This is a genomic window from Pseudomonas viridiflava (assembly GCF_003702045.1).
Taxonomy (GTDB): domain Bacteria; phylum Pseudomonadota; class Gammaproteobacteria; order Pseudomonadales; family Pseudomonadaceae; genus Aquipseudomonas; species Aquipseudomonas viridiflava_C.
Genome location: NZ_RBTP01000048.1, coordinates 225,632 through 241,973 on the forward strand (window position 1 = coordinate 225,632; position 16,342 = coordinate 241,973).

At 57.4% G+C, this 16,342-nt stretch carries 18 protein-coding genes; 12 read left to right on the forward strand and 6 right to left on the reverse strand.

Annotation, left to right across the window (positions count from 1 at the left end):
• The first annotated feature begins 88 nt into the window (after window positions 1-88).
• Complete coding sequence (locus ALP40_RS16150; protein WP_122209306.1) at window positions 89-811, forward strand: LuxR family transcriptional regulator; 723 nt, start codon at window positions 89-91, stop codon at window positions 809-811.
• A 105-nt stretch (window positions 812-916) separates the two neighbouring features.
• On the opposite strand, the gene ALP40_RS16155 is transcribed toward ALP40_RS16150, so the two are convergent.
• A complete protein-coding gene (locus ALP40_RS16155) occupies window positions 917-1,195 on the reverse strand; it encodes a DUF3509 domain-containing protein (RefSeq protein WP_054085716.1) in 279 nt (92 codons plus the stop codon).
• Window positions 1,196-1,529: 334 nt separating this feature from the next.
• Here ALP40_RS16155 and ALP40_RS16160 point away from each other — a divergent pair, with 334 nt between their 5' ends.
• Window positions 1,530-2,069 (forward strand): ankyrin repeat domain-containing protein, encoded by a 540-nt coding sequence (locus ALP40_RS16160; RefSeq protein ID WP_122209222.1) that lies wholly within the window; start codon window positions 1,530-1,532, stop codon window positions 2,067-2,069.
• A gap of 99 nt (window positions 2,070-2,168) precedes the next feature.
• Complete coding sequence (locus ALP40_RS16165; protein ID WP_122209223.1) at window positions 2,169-2,687, forward strand: hypothetical protein; 519 nt, start codon at window positions 2,169-2,171, stop codon at window positions 2,685-2,687.
• Between the two features lie 10 nt (window positions 2,688-2,697).
• Here ALP40_RS16165 and ALP40_RS16170 read toward each other — a convergent pair whose 3' ends face one another.
• Window positions 2,698-3,624, reverse strand: a complete 927-nt coding sequence (locus ALP40_RS16170) for a ZIP family metal transporter (RefSeq protein WP_122209307.1) — start codon at window positions 3,622-3,624, stop codon at window positions 2,698-2,700.
• A gap of 164 nt (window positions 3,625-3,788) precedes the next feature.
• Here ALP40_RS16170 and ALP40_RS16175 point away from each other — a divergent pair, with 164 nt between their 5' ends.
• The 8 genes from ALP40_RS16175 (at window position 3,789) to ALP40_RS16210 (ending at window position 12,147) form a co-directional block, all read left to right on the forward strand.
• Window positions 3,789-3,980 (forward strand): PLDc N-terminal domain-containing protein, encoded by a 192-nt coding sequence (locus tag ALP40_RS16175; RefSeq protein ID WP_122209224.1) that lies wholly within the window; start codon window positions 3,789-3,791, stop codon window positions 3,978-3,980.
• A gap of 197 nt (window positions 3,981-4,177) precedes the next feature.
• Window positions 4,178-5,038, forward strand: a complete 861-nt coding sequence (gene speE, locus ALP40_RS16180; protein WP_122209225.1) for a polyamine aminopropyltransferase — start codon at window positions 4,178-4,180, stop codon at window positions 5,036-5,038.
• Between the two features lie 275 nt (window positions 5,039-5,313).
• On the forward strand, window positions 5,314-7,407 hold the full coding sequence (locus ALP40_RS16185; RefSeq protein ID WP_122209226.1) for an LTA synthase family protein: 2,094 nt from the start codon (window positions 5,314-5,316) through the stop codon (window positions 7,405-7,407).
• A 208-nt stretch (window positions 7,408-7,615) separates the two neighbouring features.
• Complete coding sequence (locus ALP40_RS16190; protein WP_122209227.1) at window positions 7,616-7,852, forward strand: hypothetical protein; 237 nt, start codon at window positions 7,616-7,618, stop codon at window positions 7,850-7,852.
• A 238-nt stretch (window positions 7,853-8,090) separates the two neighbouring features.
• Window positions 8,091-8,432 carry a ribonuclease E inhibitor RraB gene (locus ALP40_RS16195; RefSeq protein WP_122209228.1) on the forward strand — a complete coding sequence of 114 codons (342 nt, stop codon included), beginning with the start codon at window positions 8,091-8,093 and terminating at the stop codon, window positions 8,430-8,432.
• 506 nt (window positions 8,433-8,938) lie between these two features.
• A complete protein-coding gene (locus ALP40_RS16200; RefSeq protein WP_122209229.1) occupies window positions 8,939-10,348 on the forward strand; it encodes a circularly permuted type 2 ATP-grasp protein in 1,410 nt (469 codons plus the stop codon).
• Between the two features lie 12 nt (window positions 10,349-10,360).
• Window positions 10,361-11,320: an alpha-E domain-containing protein gene (locus ALP40_RS16205; protein WP_122209230.1), complete on the forward strand. Its 960-nt coding sequence runs from the start codon at window positions 10,361-10,363 to the stop codon at window positions 11,318-11,320.
• Window positions 11,317-12,147, forward strand: a complete 831-nt coding sequence (locus ALP40_RS16210; protein WP_122209231.1) for a transglutaminase family protein — start codon at window positions 11,317-11,319, stop codon at window positions 12,145-12,147. Before ALP40_RS16205 ends, ALP40_RS16210 begins: the two co-directional genes overlap by 4 nt.
• Before the next feature lie 84 nt (window positions 12,148-12,231).
• Here ALP40_RS16210 and ALP40_RS16215 read toward each other — a convergent pair whose 3' ends face one another.
• A complete protein-coding gene (locus tag ALP40_RS16215; protein WP_122209232.1) occupies window positions 12,232-12,606 on the reverse strand; it encodes a rhodanese-like domain-containing protein in 375 nt (124 codons plus the stop codon).
• Between the two features lie 664 nt (window positions 12,607-13,270).
• Here ALP40_RS16215 and ALP40_RS16220 point away from each other — a divergent pair.
• On the forward strand, window positions 13,271-13,999 hold the full coding sequence (locus ALP40_RS16220) for an amidotransferase (protein ID WP_122209233.1): 729 nt from the start codon (window positions 13,271-13,273) through the stop codon (window positions 13,997-13,999).
• A gap of 150 nt (window positions 14,000-14,149) precedes the next feature.
• Here ALP40_RS16220 and ALP40_RS16225 read toward each other — a convergent pair whose 3' ends face one another.
• The 3 genes from ALP40_RS16225 to ALP40_RS16235 form a co-directional block, all read right to left on the reverse strand.
• On the reverse strand, window positions 14,150-15,121 hold the full coding sequence (locus ALP40_RS16225; RefSeq protein ID WP_122209234.1) for a magnesium and cobalt transport protein CorA: 972 nt from the start codon (window positions 15,119-15,121) through the stop codon (window positions 14,150-14,152).
• A 126-nt stretch (window positions 15,122-15,247) separates the two neighbouring features.
• Entirely contained in the window at window positions 15,248-15,937 is a 690-nt protein-coding gene (locus tag ALP40_RS16230) for a crotonase/enoyl-CoA hydratase family protein (protein ID WP_122209235.1), read from the reverse strand.
• Window positions 15,938-16,036: 99 nt separating this feature from the next.
• Window positions 16,037-16,330 carry a DUF6388 family protein gene (locus ALP40_RS16235; protein WP_122209236.1) on the reverse strand — a complete coding sequence of 98 codons (294 nt, stop codon included), beginning with the start codon at window positions 16,328-16,330 and terminating at the stop codon, window positions 16,037-16,039.
• Window positions 16,331-16,342 lie beyond the last annotated feature (12 nt).

Here is a 16,342-nt window from a genome sequence, read left to right on the forward strand (position 1 = left end):
GCTGTCGATCGTGTAGTTTCGCGTTTTCGAAGCCCTCGCGATAAAAAACACAACGGTGTTCGTGATGGGGCGCAAGGGAGCGGTCGCGATGTGCAGTGCCATGACTGACAACACAACAATGGGTTTATTGATCGAGCAGATGGTCAGTACGATCACCGAAATCGACGGGCAGACCGCTATCGAGAATGCGCTTCGATGGCTGCGGCGCGAGTGTCGGTGCGAGCGGGCAATGTTCTATCAGTTCAAGGGCGGGCAATTGCTGACATTCGTCACCTCGAATGTCGACGACAGATGGGGGCAGGCTTACCGAACAGAAAACATGATCGCCCACGATCCCGTGGCACGCTATTACCGCAACAACCTCGGCTTCCTGGATTGGCGTGATGCCCTCAGTCAGTACCTTCCGCCCGCCTGGTACGAAGCGCTGTTGGAGGACTGCCGGCTGGCACCGGCTATTTCGTATGGCTACACGAGCCCTTGTCGAGGTGTAAACGCAGTGACCTCAATCCTCTCACTCGCCGGTCTGTCGTTTAATACCACCCCAAATGACAAATACCTGATCACCAGTCTCGTGCCAGTGCTGCATAGGGTAGGGCGTGGCATCCAATTCAGTTCTCGGGGGCTGACGCAGAAGGAACTCGAGACGCTGCAATGGGCCAGAGAGGGTAAGACTGCGTGGGAGATTTCGGTGATTCGTGACGTATCCGAGGCCACGGTGAAATATCACCTGAAAACCATCTACGCCAAGCTGGGCGTTGCCAATCGAGCGCAGGCGGTGGGGGAGGCATTGTGTCGCGGATTTATCAGTTGAGGATCAACGGACAAAAAAAAGCCGCGAGAACAAACGTGTAATCGCGGCAAATAAGGGATGAGAGAGCGTGCATCGGCGCCACTCACGAGTGAGTGGCGCAAAGGATTAGCGGGTGTGATAAGTCGGCAGATCGAAACGGTGCTGGCTTTGCAGCATCGAGATGGCCGGCAGCTCACTGGCTTGTGCAGCCAGGTCACGACGAATTGCGCTGATTACCCATTCCAGCTGAACCGGAGTGTGCAGTTGTGCATAAGACACGGAGCGACGGATCTGTTTGCCTTCATCGTTGCGCAACGACACCAGTACACCGCCGTCGGGACGAGGCTGAGTGGTTACGGTGTAGTCGGAAAATACGGAAGCGAATTTTTCTTGAATAAAAGTCATGTCTAGCGGCTCCATTGCTCATGGGATAACAAGCGTGAAACTACTAGTGCAGTGTCTGTGCCACATTTTGCTTTAAATTTTTACCTTTAAAATCAATGGCTTAAGGTGGTGGTAAATTTTGGTGCTCGTGCATTTTGCATGAATGCCTGTCGGGCATCCTGCATTTTGCCGTTTATGGGGAACCAAATGGCTAGAGATGAGATCGTGTGAGCCGTTTTGGTCTATCAGGCGCATAGCTTGACCCTGATCGAACAGCTGGGAAGACTTGCGGTCAGTGTTTTACCGCTGCCGGGTACATCGGATTCCCGGATGACCGTGCGCCAAGGAGTGAATGATGAACGACTCAACGACCCATCAACCGAAAACCATGACAGATGAAGAAACGGCAGAGTTCGCGGAACAGGTGTTCAACGTAGCGCGCCAAGGCGATGCAGTGATGCTGGAGCGACTGCTGAAAAAGGGTCTGCCCGCCGATTTGCGCAACCATAAGGGCGATACGCTATTGATGCTGGCCAGCTACCACGGTCACCAGGACGCCGTCCGGGTGCTGCTCAATCACAAGGCCAACCCGGAAATTCGCAACGACAATGGGCAGAGCCCGATTGCTGGAGCTGCGTTCAAGGGTGATTTGGCGGTCGTGAAAATGCTCGTCGAAAGCGGCGCAGAAGTGGAAGGTGCTTCGGCTGACGGTCGTACAGCGTTGATGATGGCGGCGATGTTCAATCGGGTAGAGATCGTCGAGTACTTGATCGGCAAGGGTGCCGATCCGCATGTCCGTGATGCCAAAGGCGTAAACGCCCTGACGGCTGCTCAGACGATGGGGGCTACCGGCACCGCTGAGCAACTGATCAACCTGGGTGTTCAGCCGGTCTGAGTGAGGTCTGCAGGATAACTGCCCTGAAGGGCATGGAGGCGCGATGGATTTCCCGTTATCCTTCGCGCCTCTTTTTTACCCGTAATCAGGATCGCCCCCATGAAAGACGCCCTCGTCGAATTAATCAGCAAAATCAGTTCGGGGTGCATGGGGGAGGATGAGGTCCTGCGCGTCGCTGACGAAGCGGCGCAGGCCTATGCTGATCCACAGGCTTTTCTGGCCGCCAATCCCGATATCAACTATGACGACACGTTCCCCATCCCGTTGGGTGAGTGGGTCGTGGTGGGCAGCCTGCCGGAAACCGTGTTGTTTCAAGCCGATACCTACGCTGTCCTGTTCGAACAGATCGTCCAGTCGTTTGGCAAGGACGTGGCGTTTAACATCAAGTCCAGGCAACTGACGAAAGTCGAGCCGCTGGTGGCGCTCAATCGGATTCAGATCCAGTTGAGCAGCATGAACAAGGAAATGGGCGGCTATACGCTGATGGATTTCAGTCAGCCGCTGGATGACGAGTTGCAGGCAGTGCTGGTGTTCGGCAACGACGAGGCTCGAGTGTTGGAGCTGGCAGCGGCGGCGGGCATCCATGCTGCCCCGTCGCTGCGCGCTTTGCGCGTTTGATTCGGCCCGGTTAGCCCAGCGCTGTATCCAGAAACATCATCACCGCGAACCCGCCCATCAAGCCCAGCGTCGCCGATGTCTGGTGCCCGTTGCGGTGGGTTTCCGGAATGACCTCGTGAGACACAACGAAAATCATCGCACCGGCCGCCAGCCCCATGCTCAACGGGTAGGCAATGGCAAAGCCGCTGGAAATGCCCAAGCCGATCAACGCCCCCAAGGGCTCCATCAAGCCTGATCCGACAGCCACCAGCATGGCCTTGAACGCTGAAAGGCCGGTGGCACGCAACGCGAGCGCGATGGCCAAGCCTTCCGGAATGTCCTGGATGGCGATGGCGGTGGTCAGTGGCAGGCCGACATTCATGTCGCCACCGGCAAAGCTCACCCCGATCGCCATCCCTTCCGGCAGGTTGTGCAGCGTGATGGCCAGTACGAATAACCAGACCCGATTGATGCGCTCCGAATGCGGGCCCTGACGCCCCACGCTTTCATGTTCGTGCGGCGTGAATCGGTCCAGCCCCAGCATCAGCAGCACGCCCAGCCCCAGCCCGCTCACGACGGTCGCTGCGGCAAACGGGCCAGTGCCCGTGATTTCCCGGGCTGCCTCAAGCCCCGGCAGAATCAGCGAGAAAGAACTGGCCGCCAGCATCATGCCGGCCGCGAAACCCAGCATGATGTCTTGGGTGCGCTGGGCGACATTACGGAACGCAACCGCCATCACCGCACCCAGCGCCGTGGCGGCAAAACCTGCTGTCCCGCCTAGCAAGGCGTGGTTGAAATTGACTTGGCTGGTGCCAAAAAAGGCGTTGTAAAGACTGAACGCGCCCAGAACCACGACGATCAGGGCGGCGACTATAAAGCCCAGGCTGACCAGCGGGCTGCTTTGAAGCTGGGCGAGCCATGTCGCCCGAAGGGTGCGCGGGTGTGCGGAGGGTTGCATGAAGGGCTTTACCTTTTCTGATGGGTCTTTCGCCAAAACAATGACCTGAATGCTTTCAAACAGCGTCACTCACGTTGGGAGCCCGAAAATAGGCGGTGGTTCAACGGAACCCCCGAACGGCACAACGCTCCTAGAAGTATCGGTATTCAATCAGGGGCAACAGCATGGGTTCTACATTCAACGGTCTGGTCGGCTTGATCATCCTGGCGCTCGATATCTGGGCCATCATCAACGTGCTCAAGAGCGGGACCGAGACCGGCAAGAAAATCCTCTGGGTATTGCTGATCGCACTGCTGCCTGTTCTGGGGCTGATTATCTGGGCGATTGCCGGTCCGCGCGGCAACGTGCGCATCTGACGCGACACACGCCACCTGAAAACGCTTGATTACGCAGGTAATCAGGCGTTTTTTGCTTCTGGGCCGGGCATTGGTGGTGTCTGGATACCGAGTCGCGTGGATAGAGGTTCGACCTGTCATGTTCCTCGACGTAGAATGCGCGCCTTTGTCGCGGGCGGTCGGCCGTCCTGTCATCCGTATTTTTCGGGAGCTTACCCATGAGTGACTATCAGGAAACGTTGTACGAAGGTTATGGCCAGCGCTTTCGTATCGAAAAAATGCTGCACGAAGTGCGCACAGACCATCAGCATCTGGTGATTTTCCAGAACCCGCGCATGGGGCGTGTCATGGCACTCGATGGCGTGATCCAGACCACCGAGGCGGACGAATTCATCTATCACGAGATGCTGACCCACGTGCCGATTCTGGCCCACGGTGCCGCCAGGCGCGTCCTGATCATCGGCGGTGGCGACGGCGGTATGCTGCGTGAAGTGGCCAAGCACACGACGGTCGAACACATCACGATGGTGGAGATCGACAGCCAGGTGGTCGAAATGTGCAAGGAGTTCCTGCCCACGCATTCCAACGGTGCTTTCGAGGACTCGCGCCTGAATCTGGTGATCGACGATGGCATGCGCTTCGTGGCGACGACGCAGGAAAAGTTTGACGTGATCATTTCCGATTCCACTGACCCGATCGGTCCGGGAGAAGTGCTGTTTTCGGAAAACTTTTATCAGGCCTGCCATCGCTGCCTGAACGAGGGCGGCATTCTGGTCACCCAGAACGGCACGCCCTTCATGCAGCTCAGTGGCGTGCAAACCACCGCTGGACGCATGAACGGCCTGTTCGCAGACTGGCACTTCTACCAGGCGGCCATACCGACCTACATCGGCGGCGCCATGACCTTTGCGTGGGGCGCCACTGACAAGGCCTATCGCAAGCTGCCGCTGGAAACCCTGCGCCAGCGTTTCGCAGGCAGCGGCATCGTGACCCGTTACTACAACCCTGAAGTACACATCGGTGCGTTTGCGCTGCCGCAATACGTCCTCAGCGCAATCGGCAAGCCCAGCAACGGCTGACACCTGAGGTAACAGTTCACCGGCGTTTCAGGCTCACGTTGCTGAAACGCCGAGCTGACGCCGGCCCGTGGTGGCTTACGCGACAAAATTTTCACACCTCAAGTCCCAGAATTGCGCGCGATGCGGAGCCCGTAGATGCCAACCAAGTGTTGAACGAGCACCAAACACTTGGGGATCAAGTAGTATCTGCGCCCCTTGCAGCCTGCCGCTCACTCGATAGAGCGCCGGTATCGCATGCCTGACCCCAACCCTGAATCCACCGGATCCTGACAATCATGGCCAAAACGGACGCCCAGATTCATCGGCAAGCTTTGTCCCGCCTGCAAAACCCGAACGTCAAGTCACATCTGGCTTATACATTGCTCAGCGGCCTTGCCCTGATGGTGATGTACACGCTGCTGCGTATCGGTCTACTGGTCTATAACCGCGAGATGATTGGCGACACGCCTGCGTCGACTTTTATTGAGGCGCTGTTTAACGGCATGCGTTTCGACCTGCGGCTGACGGTCTACCTGCTGATCCCGCTGATGCTGTCGCTGTTCAGCGCTCGGATGATGGCGGCGCGCGGCGTGTTCCGGTTCTGGCTGACCCTGGTCGGCAGCATCACGCTGTTCCTGGGCCTGATGGAGATGGACTTCTATCGTGAATTCCACCAGCGCCTGAACGGTCTGGTCTTCCAGTACGTCAAGGAAGATCCGAAGACCGTTCTGAGCATGCTCTGGTACGGCTTTCCGGTGGTGCGTTATCTGTTGGCATGGGCCGCAGTGACCTGGCTGTTGAGCCTGGTGTTCAAAGGCATCGACCGCATCACCCGCCCAAGCCCTGCCGTCTCGGGCAACAGTGCAGGCGCTCGTTCCATCGCGCCGTGGTACATGCGTGTCGGAGTGTTCTTTCTGGTGTTGATCGTGGCGGTCATATGCGCCCGTGGCACCCTGCGCCAAGGCCCGCCGCTGCGTTGGGGTGATGCGTATACCACCGAATCGAATTTCGCCAACCAGTTGGGCCTGAACGGTACGCTGACTCTGATCACAGCTGCCAAGAGTCGCATGTCCGAGGACCGCGACAACATCTGGAAAGCCACGCTGCCGCAAGCCGACGCTCAACAGACCGTGCGCGATATGCTGCTGACCCCCAATGACAAGCTGGTCGAGCCGGACATCGCTGCCGTTCGCCGTGATTTCACCCCGCCAGCAGAAAACACGTTGCCGATCCGCAACGTGGTCGTGATCCTGATGGAAAGCTTTGCCGGTCACTCGGTCGGCGCGCTGGGTAGCGATGCGAACATCACGCCGAACTTCGACAAATTGTCCAAGGAAGGTCTGTTGTTCGATCACTTCTTCTCCAACGGCACCCACACCCACCAGGGTATGTTCGCCACGATGGCCTGTTTCCCGAACCTGCCAGGTTTCGAATACCTGATGCAGACGCCGGAAGGCAGCCACAAACTGTCGGGCCTGCCACAGCTGTTGAGCGCAGGCCGCAACTACGACGACGTCTATGTCTACAACGGCAACTTTGCCTGGGACAACCAGTCGGGCTTTTTCAGCAACCAGGGCATGACCAACTTCGTCGGCCGCGACGACTTCGTCAACCCGGTGTTCTCCGATCCGACCTGGGGTGTTTCCGACCAGGACATGTTCGACCGTGGTGCCCAGGAGCTCAAGGCGCGTCAGAACGGCAAGCCGTTCTATGCCTTGCTGCAGACGCTTTCCAACCACACCCCTTACGCCTTGCCGGAAAACCTGCCGGTGGAGCGTGTGACCGGTCACGGTTCGCTGGACGAGCATCTGACGGCCATGCGTTATTCCGACTGGGCGCTGGGCCAGTTCTTCGAGAAGGCCAAGAAAGAGCCTTACTTCAAGAACACCCTGTTCGTCGTACTGGGTGACCACGGCTTCGGCAACAACCGTCAGTTGACGGAAATGGACCTTGGCCGCTTCAACGTGCCGCTGCTGTTGATCGGCCCTGGCATGCAGGAGAAGTTCGGTCAGCGCAGCAGCATCGTCGGTACTCAGGTCGATGTGGTGCCGACCATCATGGGCCGCCTGGGTGGCCAGACGCGTAACCAGTGCTGGGGACGTGACTTGCTGAACCTGCCGGAAGGCGACAAGGGCTTTGGCGTCATCAAGCCCTCGGGCAGCGAACAGGTGGTGGCAATCATCAGCGGCAACCGCATTCTGATCGAACCGACCGAAATGCCAGCCAAGCTGCTGACCTACACTCTGGGTGCCAAGCCACATGCGGAAGAGGTGCCTGATGCACCGGACACCGAGGAGCTCAAGCGCAAGCTTGAAAGCTTCCTGCAGACCGCGACCAAGAGCCTGCTGGACAACACCGCAGGCGTGGAGGCCAGCAAAAACAGAAACTGATATCTCTCGCCTCGCCCGATCAGCACCGGGCGAGCGGCAGGTTTGATCGTTTCAATTCACATCAAGGCCTTCGGCATCCTGTGCGAAGGCCTTTTTGTTATCCGTTTGAGTCTGTTTGCCGCTTGCAATCCATTGGAACGAATGGCTGCACCAAACGGTCCAGAGTAAGTGAGCCAGAGTGCCTGGTTTGCCTATTTTGGAGACATTGATGAAACAGTGGGCCATTTTGTATCTGGACAAGGATGGTGTGCAGCAACGCCGTGAAGTGCAATGGCAGGAGCGCCCCAGTGAAGAGGACGCTGCTCGTCTCCTGCGCAAGGATTTGTATCCCGTCACGGATGAGTTGAATCTCAATGACCTTGAGGGCCGAACCGCTGAGCCGACGGTCAAAACGCTCAAAGACCATAACAGTGTTCAGATCATTTCCATTACAGAAATGAACTGATCCGTTGCTGAAAAAAATCTTGATGCACCAACCACTTGGCAATGTCCCTACGATGGGTCTACTCTGCAAATGAGGCCGCTGCAGCGGCCTCTGATTCATGTCCATCTCCGGCCCGTTCCAGGTCCGGCCAGCTACATGCTTGATTCCCCACGCCAGAGTAACTGTCGTGCGTCGGCTTATTATTCAGTCGCTCGGGAAGTGTTGAAACTCTATCTATCGTTGCATAGGAGGACGTTTCATGAGCACAGCCTATCAAGAGGACATCAGCAGTAACGTACTGCGCCGCATGAAAGAAGGCGGTTTTGACTTCGCGCGAATTCATCCTATCGAGTTCTATGCCATTTTTCCCGATGAGGAACGGGCACGGCAGGCTGCAGAAAAATTTCGCGGCGAGTCCCTCAATACACAAATCAATGTGCGCGATGACGGTGCCTGGCACCTGCAACTGAGCAAAGTGATGTACGCCACCTATGACGGTATCGGTGACTTTGAGCAGGACTTTCAGATGGCTATTTTGCCAATGGACGGGGAGGTGGAAGGCTGGGGTGTGAAACAGGAGATCAGGAGGCTGCACGCCTGATCCGCTGCACGTGTCACCTGAGTGCCGACCGGCCGCCCTGGGGAAACCTGCCGGGGCGGCCGGTCTTGTTTTGGGGCGTGTCGGTTTGGTCACTTGAGGTAGTGCGGCCACTCAGAAGCGGTTTTTCATATTCCGTGCGCAAAAAAAAGCCACTCAAGAGAGTGGCTCAAAGGGAAGTCCGGTCAGGAGGGCGCTAAGATGCGTGGCCTTCGCTGGAGAATGAGGTCTGCGGCAAAACTGACGTTTGATGCCCTGTTTGCTCGGTTGCTGGCGATTATGGCGAACTAATATCGTGTTCGGAAATCAACTGTGACTATGCTGGTCATAGATTTCGCGGTGCAAAGACGCTTCCGAATGACGCATGGAAGAGGTAGCCGGGGCGTTTAGCGCACAGGAATGGTGCGCGGCCCGCAGGAATTATATCTAACTGATTGATATTAAAGCGTTTATGCCGGTGGCACGGGCCTTGCGAAGCCTAAGGTGTCCATGGTGACAAGGAGTACGGCATGATCCGCACCTTTTATGACGAGATGTACGATGCTGGCGGCCTGGTTCGCCCGCACTATCGGGAATTCGCCCGCTGGCTGGGCGATACGCCCCCTGAGCTATTGGCTCAACGCAGGCGTGAAGCCGATTTGCTGTTTCATCGCGCCGGGATCACGTTCACGCTCTATGGTGATGAGCAGGGGACCGAGCGGCTCATTCCGTTCGACACCATCCCGCGCAGCATACCGGCCAGTGAATGGCGGGTCGTGGAGCGCGGCTGTATACAGCGTGTCAAAGCGCTGAACATGTTTCTTGCCGACCTGTATCACGATCAGCGCATCATCAAGGCCGGGATCATTCCCGCCGAGCAAGTGCTGGCCAATGAGCAGTATCAGTTGGCAATGCAGGGCTTGAACCTGCACCGCGATCTCTATTCGCACGTCTCCGGCGTCGATCTGGTCCGCGATGGCGACGGCACGTATTACGTGCTCGAAGACAACCTGCGCACCCCAAGCGGCGTGAGCTATATGCTCGAAGATCGCAAGATGATGATGCGCCTGTTCCCTGAACTGTTCTCGGCGCAGCGCATTGCCCCTATCGATCATTATCCGAACCTGCTGCTCGACACGCTCAAAAGCTCCAGCCACCTGGATAACCCCAGCGTGGTCGTACTGACTCCGGGGCGTTTCAATAGCGCCTTCTTCGAGCATGCCTTCCTGGCACGCGAGATGGGCGTTGAGCTGGTAGAAGGTGCCGATTTGTTCGTGCGCGACGATCGCGTCTTTATGCGCACCACCGATGGCCCGAAAGCCGTCGACGTCATCTACCGGCGTCTGGACGACGCGTTTCTCGATCCGTTGGCCTTCAACCCCGATTCGATGTTGGGCGTACCCGGTCTGCTGGCGGCCTATCGCTCCGGCAACGTGGTGTTGGCCAACGCCATCGGTACAGGTGTCGCGGACGATAAATCGGTGTACCCGTATGTCACCGACATGATCCGTTTTTATCTGGATGAGGAGCCGATTCTCAAGAACGTACCGACCTGGCAATGCCGTAAGCCTGAAGAGCTGTCCCATGTGCTGGCCAACCTCAAAGACCTTGTCGTCAAGGAAACCCAGGGCTCCGGTGGCTACGGCATGCTGGTCGGACCTGCTGCCACGGCTGCCGAGATCGAAGCCTTCCGGGCGCGGCTCAAAGCCAAACCGCACGCGTACATCGCCCAACCCACCTTGTGCCTGTCAACCTGCCCGACCTTTGTCGAGAACGGCATTGCCCCACGCCACATTGACCTGCGGCCCTTTGTTCTGTCTGGACGCGAAACCCGCGTCGTACCCGGCGGCCTGACTCGTGTAGCGTTGCGTGAAGGTTCGCTGGTGGTCAATTCGTCTCAGGGTGGCGGTACCAAAGACACCTGGGTGGTCGAGGATTAAGGATGCCTGCCAATGTTAAGTAGAACTGCCTCGGATCTTTTCTGGATGTCGCGTTACCTGGAGCGAGCGGAGAATCTCGCCCGAATGCTGGATGTGAGCTATTCGCTGTCGTTGATGCCCCAGGACGGGCGTGGTGACGGGCTGGATGAGATAGCCATGCCGTTGTTGATTACCGGCACACTGGAAACCTACATCGAGCGTCACGGCGAGCTGCACGCCGAACGCATGCTGCACTTCTTCGCGCTGGATGCGAGCAACCCGGCCAGCATCTACAGCTGCCTGGGCGCCGCACGTGCCAGTGCCCATGCGGTTCGAGGTCGTATCACCGCCGACATGTGGGAGAACATCAACTCCACCTGGCTGGAAATTCGCGGCATCGCCCAACAGGGGCTGACGCGTTACGGCATGAGCCGTTTCTGCGAATGGGTCAAGGAGCGCTCACACCTGTTCCGGGGCGCCACCTACGGCACCATCATGCGCAACGATGCGTTCCGTTTCATTCGTCTCGGGACGTTCATCGAGCGCGCCGACAACACCATGCGCATGCTTGACGCTCGCTACGAAATGCTCGAGTTGCGTGGTCCACAGGCCAACGCCGCCGCCGACAACTCCGCTGCCGGTTATTACCAGTGGAGTGCCTTGTTGCGTGCGTTGTCTTCGTTCGAGGCGTATACCGAAGTGTATCGGGACGCTCCGGGCGCACGGCAGGTTGCTGAATTATTGCTGCTGCGCGCCGATATTCCACGCTCGCTACGCGCGTGCCTTGAAGAAATGGACGTCATTCTCGCCAGCCTGCCTGGCGTCAACGGCAGGCCTGCGCAGCGGATGGCGGCCGAAATGGACGCACGTCTGCGCTACACCAGCATCGATGAGATCCTGAACGAAGGCCTGCATGAATGGTTGAACGAATTCATTCCGATGCTGGCCCAACTGGGCGACGCTATCCACACTTCGTACCTGGAGGCTGCATGAGACTCTCAATTAGCCACGAAACCACCTATCACTACGATGACCAGGTGCGTTCCAGTATCCAGTACCTGCGCCTGACACCCCACGACAGCGAGCGCCAGAAGGTACTCAGCTGGCAGTTGACCTTGCCACGCGAGGTGCGTGCGCAAGTCGACCCGTTCGGCAATATCCTGCACGTTTTGAGCCTTGAAGAACCGCACGAGGCGATCATCATTGGCGCACGCGGGCAAGTCGAAATCGATGCAGCTTGTGAAGCCGAACACGAAAGCCAGTCACCGTTGCCGTTTCTGCGGGTGACACGCCTGACCGAGCCCGACGAGGCCATTCGCAGCTTCGCCGCCACGCAGTGCGGCAAGCGGATCGACCGCAGCGCGTTGATTGATCTGATGCAGGCGTTGAACCAGCACATGACCTACACCCAGGGCGCGACGGAAGTCGATACCAGCGCTGCCAAAGCATTTGCCGGTCGCTCCGGTGTCTGCCAGGACCATACCCACGCCTTCCTGGCCTGCGCCCGCACTTTGGGCGTGCCATCACGTTATGTCTCGGGGTATCTGTGCAGTGAAGACAGCGATCACTTGTCCAGCCATGCCTGGGCCGAGGCTTGGGTCGACGGCGCGTGGTACAGCTTCGATGTGACCAATCAGTTGGCGATTCCCGAGCGCCATTTGAAACTGGCGGTGGGTCTGGATTATCTCGACGCGTGCCCGGTGCGTGGCATGCGACGTGGCGGTGGGGCAGAGCAGATGCACGCCAAGGTGGTGGTATCGCCGATGGTGAGTGTGCCGAAAACCAAGGCCCGGATTCAGGGGCAGGCGCAGCACCAGTAATCGTTTAGCGCTTAATATCAGGCGGTGCATTCATAAATATACACTGCCTGATACAGAACGCGTTTTATCCATGCACTTGAATGGTTATTCTGCCGGGTCATCCGTAATGTCATACAGTGCGTTATGCAACTCTTCGTAGTTGCCGCCGTTAATCACACTGTAATAACCGGCTTTCATCAACTGGTCCTGGGCTTTACTGGCTTTTTCATTGGAACTGCTGAAGATGACGAACACCGCATTGCGGTCATTGAGCACCAGCTTCATCTGATTCACCAAGCGTACCCGGTCCACGCGCACAGCGTTAAGGACGGTGCCTGCGTCGTAATCAGTCTGGCTGCGGACATCCATCGCCAGTTTGCCTTCCTTGAGCGCCGCGACTGCCGCAGCCTGGTCCACTTCGCCGGCCTGTGCAGCGAGGCTGCCTGTCAGGGCGAGAAACAACGCGATCCATTGACGCATGAGCCGTTCTCCCTTCATTCGAATGGGAAGAGTGGCACAGTTGCGCGCATCCCGATAGCGCAAGACGACTAGCCGAACAGTCGATTCAGGTTCGGTAAGATCAATAAAAGAGTGGTGGCGAAGACGATAAGACCCGCCTGACGAAATTTCGTATGTTTGAACATGGCTGACTGCCTTTTGTTGTTATTCCTGAGCGACAAAAGCTGACCGATGCATAAGCGGCAAACGGGCAGCTGGCAAAGGTGGTACGTTGAACGGGAGGGTTCGATCACTCGATCGCAACCTGACGCAGAACTGTTTTTATCGCGCCGTCCTGTTACTGACTTAACCTTAGAGGCCGCGTGCCCTGTGCTTTAGACCCGTTATGAATTTGTACCGCCACTTTTCAGCAGCAAAAGTTATCAAAAAATAGCTGAATCGTTTCATAGGCCTTTGCTAGACACCTTGAACGAAAAACCTGACGTTCTACCGTTCGTCCGAGTCAGATGTTTCTTACATGACCTTAGCGATGCGTGATTTCAATGGCCACAGATTGAGATCCGGTTTCTTTCTTTTGCCGACCGCTTGCCAGCAAAGGCCCGGACGCGCCGCTTGATTTGCGTCAGTCATCAGGGCAGGCTGCCCGCTTGCGCTATCGCCAAACCATTGTTTCAGGTCCTTCTATATGCCGTTACGCATCTGCATTCTGGAAACCGATGTCTTGCGCCCGGAACTGGTCGAGCAGTACCAGGGTTACGGACACATGTTCGAGCGACTGTTCGCGCTTCAGCCGATTGCCGCCCGGTTCGAGGTTTATAACGTGATGCAGGGCATCTATCCGCCCGAAGATGAACGGTTCGACGCCTATCTGGTGACGGGCAGTAAAGCCGATTCGTTCGCAAGTGATCCCTGGATTCAAGTGTTGAAGGCGTACCTGCTCACGCTTTATGAACGTGGCGACAAGCTGCTGGGTATTTGCTTCGGGCATCAGTTGCTGGCGCTGTTGCTGGGCGGCAAGACCGAGCGGGCCGTGCAAGGCTGGGGCGTTGGCATTCATCATTATCAACTGGCACCCGCTACGCCGTGGATGACGCCTGCGATAGACAACCTGACGCTGCTGATCAGCCATCAGGATCAGGTCACGACCCTGCCGGACAACGCCACCGTGATTGCTTCAAGCGACTTCTGTCCGTTCGCTGCGTACCACATCAACCATCAGGTGCTGTGTTTCCAGGGGCACCCTGAGTTCATCCACGATTATTCGCGGACCCTGCTTGAGATACGTCAGGCGTCACTGGGTGAGCAGATATACCAGAAGGGCGTGGCGAGCCTTGACCATGAGCATCATGGCGTAACGGTTGCCGAATGGATGATGCGCTTCGTGGCGCACAAGCCGGATGCGGCGACGGTGTGATCCGAATCACCGGACAAGAAGACGAAATAGATAACCCGTGGGAGCGAGCTTGCTCGCGAAGGCTATAGTTCAGGCACAGCATCTCCATTGGAGGTGCTCGCCCTTTCCCGGCGCTGCCGCTCAGAGCTGGCTCGCTCCCGCACGCTGACCTTACAACCACCCCGACCGCTTGAAGCTGGCAAACAACGCCGAGCAGCCGCCGACGATCACGCCCAGCACGATGAAATAGCCGTAGTGCCAGGTCAGCTCCGGCATGTTCTCGAAGTTCATGCCGTAAATGCCTGCAATCGCGGTGGGGAAGGCGAGGATTGCCGCCCAGCCTGCAAATTTGCGCTGCACGATGCTCTGTCGCGAGGATTCCAGCAGCAAGCCGATTTCGATGGTCTGGCTGGCGATGTCGCACAGGTTGCCCAGGTCTTCCATCTGCCGCTTGACGTGAATTTCGACGTCCCGAAAGTAAGGGCGCATGTTCTTGTCGATGAATGGAAAGCTGAGCTTCTGCAGCTCTTCCCCGACTTCCACCATAGGCGCCACGTAACGCCGCATCCTCAACAGGTCGCGACGCAGCGCATGGATGTGCTGAATATCCGCTTCGCGTAGCGAGCCGCCCAACACGTTCTGTTCCAGCACTTCCAGTTCGGCATGAATCGCCTCGGTCACTGGCTGATAGTTCTCGGTCACGAAATCGAGCAGGGCATACAGCACGAAGTCTTCGCCGTGCTCCAGCAGTAGCGGCCGGGCTTCACAGCGTTGGCGCACCAGTCCGTAGGACTTCGAGTGGCCGTTGCGCGAGGTGATGATGTAGCCCTTGCCCGCGAATATATGGGTTTCGATGAACAGCAACTTGCCGTTGTCGCGAACCGGGGCGTAGGTCACGATGAACAGCGCATCGCCAAAGGTTTCAAGCTTGGGGCGGCTGTGAACTTCCATCGCGTCTTCGAGGGCCAGTTCATGCAGGTTGAACTGTTTCTTCAGGCTGGTCAGTTCCTGAGCGTTGGGTTGCTCCAGCCCTATCCAGACAAAATGATCGGGTTTAGATGCCCAGGCAGCGCCTTCATCCAGCGTGATGTCAGTGACCTTTTTGCCTTTGCTGTAAACCGCAGCTGCTACAACTCGACCCATGATGCTATCGCTTCTTCAGTATGGCTATGGCGCAAGAGGGGATGCGCGGTAGCTGATGAGATTGATCAAACGCGGATGAGTTCGCCGGTAAACAAAAGCCCGCAATCGCGGGCTTGTCGGCTGGCCTTAAACAAAACTCTTTTTGTCCAGTTCGATGGCCGCGTCCAAAGTGTCCAGAAACGCCTTTCGGGTCTTCAGTTTGGTTTTTCCGTGAGCGTTCATGTTGATTTTCTTCAGCTGCGTTGCAACCGTGCGTGCTGTCTCAGACAAGGCTTCGACGCTGACCACTTGATCCAGAAAGCCCGCCTGCATGGCACCCTCGGGGTTGAAGATTTCGGCGTTGATCACCGAGCGGTTGAACGCCGATTTGCGCAGCCGGTCACGGGCCAGTTCGATGCCAGCGTGGTGCATGGTCATGCCGATCTGCACTTCGTTCAGGCCGATATTGAACGGCCCTTCCACACCGATTCGGTAATCGGCGGAGAGCAGCAGAAAGGCGCCCTTGGCAATTGCATGGCCCGGGCAGGCAACGATGATCGGGAAGGGGTGGGACAGCATGCGCCGGGCCAGTGTCGAGCCTTGGGTCACCAGATTGCTGGCGGCTTCGGGGCTTGCGGTCATGACTTTCAGGTCATAGCCACCCGACAGAATCCCGGGCTGTCCGGTCACGATCACGACGGCGCGATCTTTCTCGGCTTGATCCAGCGCGGCATTGAATGCGGCGATGACATCCGGGGAGATGGCGTTGACCTTGCCATTGTTCAGGGTCAGCGTTGCAATGCCATCGTCCAGGTGGTACGAGACCAGATCACTCATGACGCTATTCCTTTTTATTGAAGTGCACAGACGTTACTCATCCACACTGAACAGGTAAAGCGCTGACTGGCGGGTCACAGGTTTTTGCTCAAGCCCTGGTTACAGCTGGATGTCGTTCAGCTCGCAATACTCGTCCCACTCCATGCCGAGTGCTTCAGCAACTTGAGCATGGGCTTCCAGGCGCATCTGCTTGAGCTGTTCCGGGGACTCGGCGATCAATTCCAGCGCCAGTTCCCACGGTTCGATGCCCTGGCTCTCAGCTTCGTCCTCGAATGCCCATTGCAGCTGTTGCTTCTGCTCGGCGGCGCTGAGGCTGCTGATTTCATCCTTCAGCGTGGGATGGGTCGAAAGGTATTTCGCCAGGGCGGCTTCGTTCCACTCAAGAGCATTCATACGGGTTTCCTC

Bases quoted from the DNA above. Each gene is read 5' to 3' on its own strand.
- ALP40_RS16160 (WP_122209222.1), top strand. From the start codon at position 1,530: ATGAACGACTCAACGACCCATCAACCGAAAACCATGACAGATGAAGAA.
- ALP40_RS16195 (WP_122209228.1), top strand. From the start codon at position 8,091: ATGAGCACAGCCTATCAAGAGGACATCAGCAGTAACGTACTGCGCCGC.
- ALP40_RS16190 (WP_122209227.1), top strand. From the start codon at position 7,616: ATGAAACAGTGGGCCATTTTGTATCTGGACAAGGATGGTGTGCAGCAA.
- ALP40_RS16210 (WP_122209231.1), top strand. From the start codon at position 11,317: ATGAGACTCTCAATTAGCCACGAAACCACCTATCACTACGATGACCAG.
- ALP40_RS16155 (WP_054085716.1), bottom strand. From the start codon at position 1,195: ATGACTTTTATTCAAGAAAAATTCGCTTCCGTATTTTCCGACTACACC.
- ALP40_RS16235 (WP_122209236.1), bottom strand. From the start codon at position 16,330: ATGAATGCTCTTGAGTGGAACGAAGCCGCCCTGGCGAAATACCTTTCG.
- speE (WP_122209225.1), top strand. From the start codon at position 4,178: ATGAGTGACTATCAGGAAACGTTGTACGAAGGTTATGGCCAGCGCTTT.
- ALP40_RS16200 (WP_122209229.1), top strand. From the start codon at position 8,939: ATGATCCGCACCTTTTATGACGAGATGTACGATGCTGGCGGCCTGGTT.
- ALP40_RS16225 (WP_122209234.1), bottom strand. From the start codon at position 15,121: ATGGGTCGAGTTGTAGCAGCTGCGGTTTACAGCAAAGGCAAAAAGGTC.
- ALP40_RS16215 (WP_122209232.1), bottom strand. From the start codon at position 12,606: ATGCGTCAATGGATCGCGTTGTTTCTCGCCCTGACAGGCAGCCTCGCT.
- ALP40_RS16175 (WP_122209224.1), top strand. From the start codon at position 3,789: ATGGGTTCTACATTCAACGGTCTGGTCGGCTTGATCATCCTGGCGCTC.
- ALP40_RS16185 (WP_122209226.1), top strand. From the start codon at position 5,314: ATGGCCAAAACGGACGCCCAGATTCATCGGCAAGCTTTGTCCCGCCTG.
- ALP40_RS16220 (WP_122209233.1), top strand. From the start codon at position 13,271: ATGCCGTTACGCATCTGCATTCTGGAAACCGATGTCTTGCGCCCGGAA.
- ALP40_RS16230 (WP_122209235.1), bottom strand. From the start codon at position 15,937: ATGAGTGATCTGGTCTCGTACCACCTGGACGATGGCATTGCAACGCTG.
- ALP40_RS16150 (WP_122209306.1), top strand. From the start codon at position 89: ATGTGCAGTGCCATGACTGACAACACAACAATGGGTTTATTGATCGAG.
- ALP40_RS16165 (WP_122209223.1), top strand. From the start codon at position 2,169: ATGAAAGACGCCCTCGTCGAATTAATCAGCAAAATCAGTTCGGGGTGC.
- ALP40_RS16170 (WP_122209307.1), bottom strand. From the start codon at position 3,624: ATGCAACCCTCCGCACACCCGCGCACCCTTCGGGCGACATGGCTCGCC.
- ALP40_RS16205 (WP_122209230.1), top strand. From the start codon at position 10,361: ATGTTAAGTAGAACTGCCTCGGATCTTTTCTGGATGTCGCGTTACCTG.